Origin of the sequence: Nocardioides campestrisoli (assembly GCF_013624435.2) — a bacterium.
Classification (GTDB): Bacteria; Actinomycetota; Actinomycetes; order Propionibacteriales; family Nocardioidaceae; genus Nocardioides; species Nocardioides campestrisoli.
In genome coordinates, this window is sequence record NZ_CP061768.1 from 341404 (window position 1) to 354444 (window position 13041).

Here is a 13041-nt window from a genome sequence, read left to right on the forward strand (position 1 = left end):
TCAGACCTGTTCGCGCAGCAGCGGACGGGCCAGTCGGCGCCCGTGGTGGATCTGCGCCTTGACCGTGCCCAGCGGCACGCCCAGCGTCTCGGCGATCTCGTCGTAGGCCAGCCCGTAGACGTCGCGCAGCATCAGCGGCTGCACGAACGCGGGGTGCTCGGCCTCGATCGTCTCAAGCGCCTCCAGCAGGTCGAGCCGGGTCCCGGCGATCACGCTGGTGGTGCGCGGGTCGGGCCGCTCGGTCGGCAGCACGTCGCTCGGGACGGCCTGGTTCTTCAGTCGCCGGTACGTCGATCGCGCGCTGTTCAGCGCCACCACGTGCAGCCAGGTGGTGAATCGCCCCCGCCCGTGCCACTGGCCGATCTTCCCGGCCACGGAGATGAGCGCCTCCTGGCAGGCGTCCTCGGCGTCGTCGGAGTAGGGCAGCACGCCCTGGCAGATCCGCAGCACCCGCGGGCGCAGCTCACCCAGCAGCCGATCCATCGCCTCCCCGTCGCCGCCCTGGGCGCGTCGGGCGAGCTCGTCAGGCGTCATCCGGTTCCGCCATCCTCCGGTGCATCTTGGCCTTCACCTTGTCCGGCAGCACCTTGCTGGCCGCCTCCTGCACCCGGGTGACGAGCCGCCCGCCGACGACCCGGGCCTCCCCGGCCATCAGCGCGTCGTACCCCTGCCTGGCGACCAGCGCCGGGTCGTCCTTGCGGCCGCGGCCGACCTGGGTGTCCTCCATGTCGGCGCGCTCGAAGAACTCGGTCTCGGTGGGGCCGGGCATCAGCAGGGTGAGCGTGACGCCGGTGTCGGTCAGCTCCTCCTGCAGCCCCTCGGTGAAGGACTGGAGGAACGACTTCGACGCGTTGTAGGTCGCCTGGAAGGCGCCCGGCATCTCCGAGGCGATCGAGGAGGTGACCAGGACCCGGCCCTCGCCGGCGCGGACCATCTCGCCCAGCACCAGCTTGGCCAGCTGGACGGTGGAGACGATGTTGAGCTGGATGATCCCCAGGTCGTGGGCCAGGTCGGTGTCGACGAACCGGCCGCCGTGCCCGACGCCGGCATTCAGCGCCGCGGCGGCCAACGGTCGGCCGTCGGCGCGCACGGCCTCCCACACCTGGGAGACACCGTCGGGTCGGCGCAGGTCCGCCTGCACCTCGACCACCTGGGCGCCGCCGAGCCGCAGCTCCTGCGCCGCCGAGGCGAGGGCCGGGTCCTCGGCGTTGACCACCAGGTCGAAGCCGTGCTCGGCGAACTGCCGGGCCAGGTCGAGGCCGATGCCGCTGCTGGCGCCGGTGACCAGCGCGAGGGGAGGGACGGAGGCGGTGCTGGTGGGCTCGCTCATCTGCGGTCCGTACCCGACCGCGCCTGGGCCATTCCGTCGAGCTCCACCCCGGCCAGCGCCCGTTCGGCGGCGGCGAGGTCGCTGCTGCGTACCTGCACCCAGAGCAGCCGGTCCTCGGCGACGCGCGCCACCCGCTCGACCACCACCGGAGCGGGCGCGGGGCAGCCCGTGTGCACGACCGTGAGGGCGTCCACTCCCTCCGGGGCGTCGGGGCCGGGCCGTTCGTCGGCGCACTCGGGGTGGCCGGGCGTCCGGGCCGGCAGGTCGTCCCCCTCGGCGAGGCCGGCGAAGACGCCCTGGCCCTCGGTCCGCCACGTCCGGTCGGTGCCGAGCGCCAGCGCCGGGAGCACCTGGTCGGAGTCCGGCGGGGTCCACCCGTCACCCTGCACGGACGACGTCCACGCGGCGGGCACGGTCACGGCGAGCGTGCCCGTGGTGTCGCTGACCCGGTGCTCGCCCCGGGCCGAGTCCGCCGCCCAGGCGCCCAGGCCCGCCCCGGCCAGCACGAGCGCCGTCGCGGCGAAGAGTGCGGGCAGCCCCCGGTCCCGCGCAGGAGCGGTCCGGGCGGGAGTGCTCCGAGCCGGCTCGATCAGGGTGCCGTCGGCCCGCCCCGCCTGCGTGAGCTCGGCGACGAACTCCGCCACCGAGGCCTGCCGGTCCTCCCGGTCGACGCAGAGCGCGCGCAGCACCGCCGCCTCCACGGCCGGCGGGACGGCCGCACCCATCGGCGGCACCGGCGGCGGCGACCCGGCGACCGCGAGCGACTCGGGGGCGCGAGCGGGCCTGCCGGTGAGCAGCAGGTGGGCCAGAGCGGCCAGCGAGTAGAGGTCGGCGCGCGCGTCCAGCCCCTCGCCGCGCGCCTGCTCGGGAGCGACGTACGCCGGGGTCCCGGCGATCACCGTGAGCCGCGAGGAGACGTCGAGCGCCTTGCCCAGTCCCAGGTCTGCGAGCATCGCCCGCTCGCCGTCGTCGTGCCCGCGCAGCAGCACGTTGCCGGGCTTCACGTCGCGGTGCAGGACGTCGCGGTCGTGCAGGGCCTGGAGGCCGGTGCCGAGCTCGACGAGGATCCGCAGGGCCTCCGGCGCGGGGACCGGGCCGAGGGCGAGCCGGTCGGCCAGCGTGCCGCGGTCCGCGTAGGCCATCACCAGGTAGGGCCGGCCGTCGTCGAGCTCGCCCGCGTCGTAGACCGGCACGACGTACGGCGAGTCGACCTTGCGCAGGAAACGGCCCTCCTCGACGAACCGGCGCCGCACGTGGGCGTCGCCGGCCCAGTTGTCGGCGAGCACCTTGATCGCGACCTCGCTGTCCAGCTGGTCGTCGACCGCGAGCCAGACGGTGGCGAACGCGCCGGCGCCGAGGCGGCGGCGTACCTGGTAGCGACCGAGGCGGGTGGGATGGGACATCGCGGTCAGCCCTGCCGCATCTCGGCCGCGACCCGGTCCAGCAGCTCGCGGGCGCCGGCGGCGTCCCGGCTGCGCCCGGACAGGTTGATCTCGGCCTCGGCGTGCGGGTTGCCGGTCAGGTCGAGCCACCGCGCGTGCAGGTGGCGCAGCCGGCCGTGGTCGTCGACGTAGGTGTACTCCAGGCCGTCGCCGGCGGTCTCCAGGATCCGGACGCTGTGCTCCCGCGCGCGGACCGCCTCGATCCGGGCGGCCCGGTGCTCGGTGACCGTGCGCTTCTGGCTGCCCACGTGCGAGACCCGGAGCACGTAGGTGTCCAGGGGCTGCCCCGGCACCTTCCACCGGTACTCGTTGGGCGCGTTGGTGAGCCGCTTCCAGCCGGCCGGCACGGGGAAGGAGAGCCGGGCCTCCCCGTCGCCGAACGACGTGGGCGTCAACGCCAGGCCCGTGGCCAGCGCCGGCTGCGGGAGGTCCTCGGTGAGGTCCTCGGCGACCGGCACCGGGAACCGTGGGTCAGCCGCCGGAGCGGGGACGGCGGCACCGGACGAGGGGGAGGGCCGGGTCGCGACCGTCACCGCAGCCCACCCCACCACCGCGCCGAGCAGCAGCAGCGCGGCCGTCGCCGCGCCGACGCGCCAGGGCACCACTCAGGCCAGGCGCGCGGGGAAGCCGCCGGTCGCGACCGGGCCCCACGACGTCGGGGTGATCCGCAGCAGCGACTTGCCCTGCTCGACCATCGCGGCGCGGTACTCCGCCCAGTCGGAGTGCTCGCCGGAGATGTTGCGGAAGTACTCCACGAACGCGTCCAGCGCCTCGCCCCCGTCGGTCGCGTCCAGCACCTCGCAGCTCCCGGTCACCTGCACCCAGGCGCCGTTCCAGTCGTCGGAGACCACCACGACGTCCACCTCCGGGGTACGCCGGGCGTTGCGGGTCTTCGCCCGCTCCGGGTAGGTCGCGACCACCAGCCGTCCGGCGTCGTCGACGCCGCCGGTGACCGGGGAGGCCTGCGGGCTGCCGTCGGCCTTGCGGGTGATCAGCAGGAACCGGTGGCGGGGCCGGACGAACTCCAGGAGCCCGTCGAGGTCGACCCGGGTGCTGGTGGCGATGGAGCGAGACATGGGTCGAGGCTAGTGGCTCGGACCGGCGGCCCAGGGGACGCCGGCCGACTTACGCTTTGAGCATGGACCACCTGCTCATCCGCGGCGCACGACTCGTGCCCGTGACCCCCGGTGACGTCGCGCCGGACTCTCCCGTCGACCTGCGGGTCCGCGGCGGCCGGGTGAGGGAGGTCGGGCCCGGCCTCGAGCGTGACGGCGCCGAGGAGATCCGGGCCGAGGGCCGGTGGGTGATTCCCGGCCTCTGGGACCAGCACGTCCACCTCGGCCAGTGGACGCTGACCAGCGCCCGGCTCGACCTCTCGCACGCCCGGTCGGCCGCCGAGGCGGTGCAGCTGGTCGCCGAGCGGCTCCGCGAGCAGCCCGACCAGCCGGTGATCGGGTGGGGCCACCGGCCGACCGCGTGGCCCGAGGACCCGGTGGTCTCGATGCTTGACGCGCTGGGCACCGACCAGCCGATCGTGCTGATCGCCGGCGACTGCCACCACGGCTGGCTCAACACCGTGGCGCTCACGACGCTGGCCCTGCCGATGCGTGAGGGCGTGGTCTCCGAGGGGGAGTGGTTCGGCGCCTACGGCCGGCTCTCGGCGGTGATCGGCGACGACGGCACCGGCCCCGACGCCTACCGGCGCACCCTGGAGCAGGCGGCTGCGCTCGGCGTCGTCGGGGTGACCGACTTCGAGTTCAGCGGCGGCCACGAGGACTGGGCGCAGCGGTGGGCCCAGGGCGCCGACCTGCTCCGGCTCCGGATGGCCACCTACGCCCCCGACCTGGACGCCGTCGTGGCGGCCGGGCTGCGCACCGGCGACGTGCTGCCGGGCTGCGACGACAAGGCCCGGATGGGCCCGCTGAAGATCATCAGCGACGGCTCGCTCAACACCAGGACCGCCTGGTGCTGCGACCCGTACGCCGGCCCCTCGCCGCTCGGCTTCCCGCTCGGCAACCCCAACCAGACGCCCGAGGAGCTGCAGGAGCTGCTGGCCCGCGCGGTCGGGGCGGGCCTGGAGTCGGCGGTGCACGCGATCGGCGACCGGGCGGTCACCGTCGCCCTGGACGCCTTCGAGGCCACCGGGGCGCGCGGCAGCATCGAGCACGCCCAGCTGGTCCTGCGCGACGACGTACGCCGGATGGCCCGGCTGGGCCTGACCGCCAGCGTCCAGCCGGCCCACCTGCTCGACGACCGCGACGTGAGCGAGCGGCTGTGGCCCGGGCGCGGCGAGCGGTGCTTCGCGCTGCGCTGGATGCTCGACGACGGGGTGCGCACGGTCATGGGCTCGGACGCGCCGGTGGCGGTGCTCGACCCGTGGCTGGCGATGGCGGCCGCCGTGCACCGCAGCGCGGACGACCGGGCGCCGTGGCACCCGGAGCAGGCGGTCACCGCGCAGGAGGCGCTCGCCGCCTCGACCGACGGCTGGGGCACGGTGGCGCCCGGGCACCCGGCCGACCTGGTGCTGCTGGACGCCGACCCGCTCGCCGGCTCCGGCGACACCGCCGCCGTCGCGGCGCACCTGCGCGAGACGGGGGCCGGGGTCTTCGGGACCTGGGTGGCCGGGGAGCAGGTCTTCGCGCGCGAGTCCTGAGCGCCCTTGCGCGACCCTCCGGAGAAATGATTAAGGTAAGCCTTACCTAAGTTCCTCTCGGAAGGTCGATTCTCGGTGACGTCCGTTCCTGTCCATCTGTTCCACTCCAGTCGCGTCCAGGACTACCTCGAGGCCGTCGGCGCGGGGGCCGCCGCCGTCGCGGGCCACCTGGAGCGCCGTGGCCGCCCGGCCACCGGCCGAGGCCCGCGGGAGGCCGCGCGAGCCGTGGCCGCGGTCGACCTCGACCGCCCGCTCGGCGACGGCGACCGGGCCCTGGCCGAGCTCTCCCGGCTCTGGCTCCAGGACACCGTCTGGTTCCACGAGCCGGCCTACGCCGCCCACCTCAACTGTCCGGTGGCGATCCCCGCGCTCCAGGCGGAGGTGCTGATCAGCGCCGTCAACGCCTCCCTCGACACCTTCGACCAGTCGGTCGGCGCCACGTTCATCGAGCGTCACCTGGTCGACTGGACGGCCGGCCGCGTCTACGGCGACTCCGCCCCCGCGGCCGACGGGATCTTCACCAGCGGCGGCACCCAGTCGAACCTCCAGGGCCTCCTGCTGGCTCGCGACCACGCTCTGGCCGGCGGGGCCGAGGCCTCCCGGCTGCGGATCCTCGCCTCCGCCGAGGCGCACTTCAGCGTGCAGAAGGCGGCCCGGCTGCTCGGCCTGGGGGACGCCGCGGTGCTGCCGGTCGGCGCCGACGCTGAGCGCCGGATGGACCCGGTCGCGCTGTCCCGGAGGCTCGCCCGCGTGGCGGACGCGGGCGACGTGGCGATGGCGGTGGTCGCCACCGCCGGCACCACCGACTTCGGCGCGATCGATCCCCTGGCCGAGGTCGCGGCGCTGGCCCGCGCGCACGACGCCTGGCTGCACGTCGACGCGGCGTACGGCGGTGGCCTGCTCGCCTCGCGCACCCGGCGGCACCTGCTGGCCGGGATCGAGCACGCCGACTCGGTCACCGTCGACTACCACAAGACCTGGTTCCAGCCGGTCTCCGCGAGCGCGCTCCTGGTCCGGAACGGCGCCACCCTGCGCCACGTCACCTGGCACGCCGACTACCTCAACCCCAAGGACGCCGCGCACCCCAACCAGGTCGACAAGTCGTTGCAGACCACCCGGCGCTTCGACGCGCTCAAGCTGTGGATGACCCTGCGCACGATGGGCGCCGACGCCCTCGGCGACTGGTTCGACACGGTGATCGAGCTGGCCGCCGAGGTCGCCGACCACCTGGAGACGCTGCCGGACGTCGAGCTCGCCGCCCGCCCCTCGCTCTCCACGGTGGTCTTCCGCTACCGCCCCGACGGCCTGGACGACGAGGCGGTGGACGCGCTGAACACCCGGGTCCGCGAGGCGCTCTACGACTCGGGTCGGGGGATGGTGGCCGCCACCAAGGTCGACGGCCGCACCTTCCTCAAGCTCACCCTGCTCAACCCGGTGGCCACGACCGAGCAGCTGGTCGGCCTCGTCGACCTGGTCCGCGAGCACGGGCGAGCGCTGACCCGTCCGGTGCGCGCCGCGGACCTGGTGGGGGTGGCCCGATGAGCCGCGTCCACGACCTCGTCGGGATCGGGATCGGCCCCTTCAACCTCGGCCTGGCCGCGCTCGCCGAGCCGGTGCCCGACCTGGACGCGGTCTTCCTCGACGCCCGGCCCGGCTTCGACTGGCACGGCGGGATGCTGCTCGACGACGCCACCCTCCAGGTGCCGTTCCTGGCCGACCTGGTGACCCTGGCCGACCCGACGTCCCGCTTCTCCTGGCTCCAGTTCCTCAAGGAGACGGGGCGGCTCTACCCCTTCTACATCCGGGAGAGCTTCTATCCGCTGCGCCGGGAGTACAACCTCTACTGCCGGTGGGCCGCCGACCGGCTGGCGCACCGGCTGCGCTGGGGACGCGAGGTCACCGAGGTGACCCACGACGGCGAGGCGTACGTCGTCCGCGCCGCCACCGGGGAGACGTTCCGCGGGCGCCGGCTGGTGCTCGGCACCGGCACGGCGCCCCGGGTGCCGGCCGGCCTGGAGGAGGTGCTGGCGGACGGTGGCGTGCACACGGCCGACTACCTGCCGCGCAAGGTCGAGCTGCAGCGCGCCGGCTCGATCACCGTGGTCGGCTCGGGGCAGTCCGCCGCCGAGGTGTACGCCGACCTGCTCGCCGACCAACCCGCCTTCGGCTACGCCTTGCACTGGGTGACCCGGAGCCCGAGGTTCTTCCCGATGGAGTACACCAAGCTCACCCTGGAGATGACCTCGCCCGAGTGGAGCCGGCACTTCCAGGAGCTCCCGCCGGAGACCCGGGCCCGGGTCCAGGCCGGCCAGGCCGCGCTGTCGAAGGGGATCAGCTCGACCACGATCGACGAGATCTACGACGCGCTCTACGCCCGCTCGGTCGAGGGTGCCCCCGAGACCACGCTGCTCAGCGCCACCGAGGTGACCGGCGCCGAGCGCGTCGGCGACGGCTGGCGGCTGGCCCTGCGGCACACCGAGACCGAGGAGTCGTTCGCGCTGACCACCGGGGCGGTGGTCCTGGCCACCGGCTACGCCGCCCGGGTGCCGGAGTTCCTGGCCCCGGTGCGGGACCGGATCCGCTGGGACGAGCAGGGCCGCTTCCAGGCCGACGAGCGGTTCGCCCTGGACGACGAGGCGACGCTCTTCGTGCAGAACGGCGAGGAGCACACGCACGGCTTCGTCGCCCCCGACCTGGGGATGGGGGCGATGCGCAGCTCGGTGATCCTGGCCGCCGTCCTCGGCCGGGAGGTCTACCCGGTGGAGAAGCGGATCGCGTTCCAGGAGTTCGGGGTGCCCGACCGGCTCCGCGTCGGCGCCGAGGCGGTGGCCCGATGAGGCTCACCCTCGAGCCGCTCGACCTCGGGCGGGACCTCGCGCTGCTGCACGCCTGGGTGACGCACCCGCGGTCGGTCTACTGGCAGATGCAGGAGGCCTCGCTCGACGAGGTCGCCCGCGAGTACGCCGCGATCGCCGACGACCCGCACCACGACGCCTGGCTGGGCCGGGCCGACGGGACGCGGCAGTTCCTGGTCGAGACCTACGACCCCGCCCGGCACCCGGAGCTGCGGGACCTGCCGGAGCTGGAGCCGGGCGACGTGGGGATGCACCTGCTGGTCGCGCCGACCGAGCGGCCGGTGCCCGGCTTCACCGCCGCGGTGATGCGCGAGGCGGTCTCCTTCTGCCTCGCTCGCGGGCCGCGGGTGGTGGTGGAGCCGGACGTGCGCAACCACCGGATCGCCGCCCTCAACGCCGCCGCCGGCTTCCGCGTCCTGCGGCACGTGCCGCTGGCCACCAAGACCGCGGCCCTGAGCGTGTGCACCCGCGACGACTTCGCCGGCTCCGACCTGGGAGGGACCCCGTGACGTACGACGAGCACCTGACCCCCGAGCTGATGGCCCGGGCGCAGCGGCACCTGGTGACCAAGGCGATCGCCGAGTTCAGCCACGAGCGGATGCTCTCTCCCGCCCCGTCGGCCGAGGAGGCCGGCCGCTTCGCGCTCGCCAGCCCCGACGGGCGGACCTGCTACTCCTTCACCGCCCGGGTGCTCCCGCTGGAGCACTGGGTGGTCGACGAGGCGTCGCTGACCCGGACGGTCGACGGCGCACCTGCCGAGCTCGACGCCCAGGACTTCGTCGCCGAGATGGCGCCGCTGCTCGGCATCCCGGACCGGCTGCTGCCGCTCTACTCCGAGGAGCTCGCCGCCACCCTGGCCGCGGCCGCGTGGAAGCTGGCCCGGCCACGGCCCACCGTCGAGGAGCTGCTGGACGCCGGCTACCAGGAGATCGAGGCGGCGATGACCGAGGGGCACCCCGGGTTCGTCGCCAACAACGGCCGGATCGGGTTCGGGGCCGACGACTACGCGGCGTACGCGCCGGAGGCCGGCAGCGACGTGCGGCTGCTCTGGCTCGCCGTGCGCAAGGACCAGTCACGGCTCTCCCTGGCCGCCGGGCTCGACGAGGAGACCCACTACCGGCGAGAGCTGGGGGAGGAGACGCTCGCCGGCTGGCGCGAGCGGCTCCGCGCGCTCGGCCTGGAGCCCGACGCCTACCGGTTCCTCCCGCTGCACCCGTGGCAGTGGGTCAACAAGGTGGCGATCAGCTTCGCGCCGTCGGTGGCGCGGCGCGACGTGGTGCTGCTCGGGGAGGGGCCGGGCGCGTTCCGGGCCCAGCAGTCGATCCGCACCTTCTTCCCGTCCCACCACCCCGAGCGGTCGTACGTGAAGACCGCGCTGGCGATCCAGAACATGGGCTTCCTGCGCGGCCTCTCCCCGGCGTACATGGGGCCGACCCCGGCGATCAACGACTGGGTGGGCGACCTCGTGGCGGGTGACCGGACCCTGGCCGGGTGCAGCTTCACGATGCTGCGCGAGCACGCCGCGATCGGCTGGACCGGCGACGCGTTCCACCGGCTGGAGGTGCCGTCGGCGCACCGCAAGATGGTGGCCGCGCTGTGGCGGGAGAGCCCGGTCCCGGCGCTCGCGCCCGGCGAGCGGCTGGCCACGATGGCCTCGCTGCTGCACCGCGACCCGGTCGACGAGGGCGGTGGGTCGTACGCCGCCGCGCTGGTGCGCGCCTCCGGGCTCGACCCGGCCGTCTGGGTGCGGTCCTGGCTGCGGGCCTACCTGCGCCCGCTGGTGCACTGCCTGCTCGCCCACGACCTGGTCTTCATGCCGCACGGGGAGAACCTGGTGCTGGTGCTCCGCGACCACGTGGTGGTCCGGGCGGTCATGAAGGACGTCGGCGAGGAGGTCGCCGTGCTCGGCGACGCCGAGCTGCCGGCCGAGGTGGAGCGGATCCGGGCACAGGTGCCGGTCGACGAGCAGTCGCTGGCGATCCACACCGACGTCTTCGACGGGGTGCTGAGACACGTCGCCGGGCTGCTCGACGAGGAGGGCGTGCTGCCCGCCGAGGAGTTCTGGGCGGAGGTGCGCCGCTGCCTCGACGAGCACGCGGCCGACCACCCCGAGCTCGCCGACGCGGTCGCGCGCCACGACCTCACGCGTCCGCGGTTCCGGCACAGCTGCCTCAACCGGCTCCAGCTGCGCAACACTCTGCAGATGGTGGACCTGACCGACCAGGCGCAGTCGCTGATCTTCGCCGGCACGCTCGCCAACCCGGTCGCATGAGCACCACGGTCGACCTCTGGGGGGTGCCGCACGTCCGCGCCCGCGACGTGCTCGGGCTCGCGCACGAGCAGGGCCGGGTCACGGTCGAGCTGCGCGGCGACCAGCTGGAACGGCAGCGGCGCTACGCCGAGGGACGGATCGCCGCGCTCGACGGTCCGTCCGGCGTGGAGTGGGACACCTTCGCCCGCCGGCTCGGGATCGCCGAGGTCGCCCGCCGCGGGTTCGAGCGGCTCGACCCGGAGACCGCCGCCTTCGTCACGGCGTACGTCGACGGGGTCCGGGCCGCGGGCCTCGACGGCTGGCGGCCGTGGACCCCGCTCGGGGTCTTCCTGGTCGAGCACGTGCACTTCGCCAACTACCCGCACGCCCTGTGGCGTCACCACGTGCGGCGTCACCTGGGGGAGGAGGCGGTGGGACTGCTGCGCCGCGAGGGGCGGCCGCACGGCAGCAACGCCTTCGTGGTCGGCGGGGGCCGGACCGCCTCCGGCCTGCCCCTGGTCGGCGGCGACCCGCACCGGATCCTGGAGTCGCCGAACGTCTACCTGCAGGTGCGGCTGACCTGCGACGAGCTCGACGTCGTCGGGCTGACCTTCCCCGGCGTGCCCGGCGTGCAGCACTTCGGGCACGCGGGCGACGTCGCCTGGGCGGTGACCAACGCGATGGCCGACCACCAGGAGCTCACGCCGGTGACGGAGGCGGACGTGCTCTCCCGGCGTACCGAGGTCGTGGAGGTCGCGAGTGCGGAGCCGGTGACCGTCGAGGTGGCGACGACCCGGTACGGCCCGGTGGTGGTGACCGGCGCGGACGGCGACGCCTGGGCGCTGCGGACGCCGTCGACGACCGACGGCGACGTGGGCTTCGGCGCGCTGCTGCCGCTGCTGCGGGCCCGCTCGGTCGCCGACGTCGACGCGGCGCTGGACGCCTGGGTCGAGCCGGTCAACAACTGGGTCGTCGCCGACACGGCGGGGCGGCTCCTGCACCGGGTCGCCGGCCAGGTGCCGGGCGCCGACGCCCTCCCGCGGGTCGAGGGCGGCCCCGATGACGTCCTGGTCACCGCCAACGACCGCCGCGACGACTCGTTCGCGGTGCTCGGGAACGACTTCGCGCCGCCGTTCCGCCGGGACCGGATCGGCGAGCTGCTGGGCCAGGACCCCGGCGACGGATGGGACGCGGCCACGGCGGCGGCGGTGCTCACCGACGACCTGCAGGTGGCCGGCCGCTCGCTGCTGCAGGCGCTGCCGTCAGGGAGCTGGGTCACCGACCGGCTGCGGACGTGGGACGGGCGGATGGCCGCCGACAGCGAGGAGGCGGCCCTCTTCGCCGCGGTGCGCGCCCGGCTGGTCGGGCTGGTCTGCGAGGCTCCCGCGCTGGAGCCGCTGCGGGGCTCCTGCCCGTACGGCGCCCTGCACGCGCCCTGGTTCGACCTGCCCGGCCGGGTCGCCACCGCGCTGCCGCACCTGCTGGAGCAGTCCGACGACGTACGCCGGGTGCTCGGCGTGGACCTTGCCGCGCTGCTGGCCCAGGTGGTGGCCGACGTGGCGGCGGACCCGCCGACCGGCGTCTGGGGGGAGCGGCACCGGCTCGTGCACGACGGGACGCCGCTGGGCGGGGACAGCGACTGCGTCGCGGCCACGGGGTGGCTCCCCGGGTCCGACCTGGTGGTCCGCGGCCCGGTCGCGCGCTACGTCTGGGACCTGGCCGACCGGGGACGGAGCCGGTGGGCGGTCCCGGAGGGGAGCCAGGTCGAGGCCTGGGCCACCGGCGCGCTGGTGCCGGTGGAGCAGTTCGCGCTGCGCCCGGTCGATCCGCCGCGCGACGCTGCGCTGATCCACTCCTGGGTCGACCAGCCGCGCGCGGAGTTCTGGGGGATGCGGGGCAAGCCGCTCGCGGAGGTCGAGGCGATCTACGCCTGGATCGTCGAGCAGGAGCACCTGACCGCCCAGCTGGTGCTCGACGACGGCGCGCCGGTGGGTCTGGTGCAGAGCTACGACCCGTTCGTCGACGAGATCGGCGAGCACTACGACCGGCGGCCGGGCGACGTGGGGCTGCACCTGTTCCTGGCCGACGTGCCGGCTCGCGCGGGCCACACCACGGCGCTGATGGCCTACCTGACCGCTCGCGCCTTCGCCGACCCGCGGGTCGAACGCCTGGTGATGGAGCCCGACGTCCGCAACGAGAAGTCGGTGGGACTGCTGCGTCGGCTCGGCGCGACCTTCGGACCGGTGACCGAGCTCCCGGGCAAGACCGCCCAGCTCGCGTTCCTGGTGCGTCAGCCGCGCGCGGCGTCCTCGTTCCGGCCGACCCGCACCAGCGCGGCGGCGACGGTGACCAGCGCCGCAACCACCGCGACGACGGTGGTGGTCAGGGACTCCGGCGCCTCCGAGGACCGGCCGTAGGCGATCCAGCCGAGCCCCCACGCCATCGCGGCCGCGATGCCGAGGACCAGCACCGTGCGACCGCCGAGCCGCCAGGCGTAGAAGACGGCCAGG

General features: G+C 74.9%; 11 protein-coding genes. 6 read left to right on the forward strand and 5 right to left on the reverse strand.

Translation table 11 applies throughout. From position 1 onward, the window contains the following. From H8838_RS01660 to H8838_RS01680, 5 genes are read right to left on the reverse strand one after another with little or no spacing between them, the layout of a single operon-like run. On the reverse strand, window positions 1–534 hold the full coding sequence (locus H8838_RS01660) for an RNA polymerase sigma factor (protein WP_185995355.1): 534 nt from the start codon (window positions 532–534) through the stop codon (window positions 1–3). Further along, entirely contained in the window at window positions 524–1330 is an 807-nt protein-coding gene (locus tag H8838_RS01665) for an SDR family NAD(P)-dependent oxidoreductase (RefSeq protein WP_181309822.1), read from the reverse strand. The genes H8838_RS01660 and H8838_RS01665 overlap by 11 nt, the downstream gene beginning before the upstream one ends. Then, on the reverse strand, window positions 1327–2733 hold the full coding sequence (locus H8838_RS19910; protein WP_224766320.1) for a serine/threonine-protein kinase: 1407 nt from the start codon (window positions 2731–2733) through the stop codon (window positions 1327–1329). The genes H8838_RS01665 and H8838_RS19910 overlap by 4 nt, the downstream gene beginning before the upstream one ends. Before the next feature lie 5 nt (window positions 2734–2738). Next, a complete protein-coding gene (locus tag H8838_RS01675) occupies window positions 2739–3377 on the reverse strand; it encodes a hypothetical protein (RefSeq protein WP_185995354.1) in 639 nt (212 codons plus the stop codon). Continuing rightward, window positions 3378–3848 (reverse strand): PPOX class F420-dependent oxidoreductase, encoded by a 471-nt coding sequence (locus H8838_RS01680; protein WP_181309820.1) that lies wholly within the window; start codon window positions 3846–3848, stop codon window positions 3378–3380. 62 nt (window positions 3849–3910) lie between these two features. On the opposite strand from H8838_RS01680, the gene H8838_RS01685 reads away from it, so the two are divergent. The 6 genes from H8838_RS01685 (at window position 3911) to H8838_RS01710 (ending at window position 12948) form a co-directional block, all read left to right on the forward strand. Continuing rightward, window positions 3911–5425, forward strand: a complete 1515-nt coding sequence (locus H8838_RS01685) for an amidohydrolase (protein WP_181309819.1) — start codon at window positions 3911–3913, stop codon at window positions 5423–5425. Between the two features lie 75 nt (window positions 5426–5500). Beyond that, on the forward strand, window positions 5501–6967 hold the full coding sequence (locus tag H8838_RS01690; protein WP_224766321.1) for a pyridoxal phosphate-dependent decarboxylase family protein: 1467 nt from the start codon (window positions 5501–5503) through the stop codon (window positions 6965–6967). Further along, window positions 6964–8262, forward strand: coding sequence for a lysine N(6)-hydroxylase/L-ornithine N(5)-oxygenase family protein (locus H8838_RS01695; protein ID WP_185995353.1), 1299 nt, complete (start codon window positions 6964–6966; stop codon window positions 8260–8262). Before H8838_RS01690 ends, H8838_RS01695 begins: the two co-directional genes overlap by 4 nt. After that, on the forward strand, window positions 8259–8789 hold the full coding sequence (locus H8838_RS01700) for a GNAT family N-acetyltransferase (protein ID WP_185995352.1): 531 nt from the start codon (window positions 8259–8261) through the stop codon (window positions 8787–8789). The genes H8838_RS01695 and H8838_RS01700 overlap by 4 nt, the downstream gene beginning before the upstream one ends. After that, window positions 8786–10552 carry an IucA/IucC family protein gene (locus H8838_RS01705; protein WP_224766322.1) on the forward strand — a complete coding sequence of 589 codons (1767 nt, stop codon included), beginning with the start codon at window positions 8786–8788 and terminating at the stop codon, window positions 10550–10552. Before H8838_RS01700 ends, H8838_RS01705 begins: the two co-directional genes overlap by 4 nt. Then, window positions 10549–12948 (forward strand): GNAT family N-acetyltransferase, encoded by a 2400-nt coding sequence (locus H8838_RS01710; RefSeq protein ID WP_185995351.1) that lies wholly within the window; start codon window positions 10549–10551, stop codon window positions 12946–12948. The genes H8838_RS01705 and H8838_RS01710 overlap by 4 nt, the downstream gene beginning before the upstream one ends. Window positions 12949–13041 lie beyond the last annotated feature (93 nt).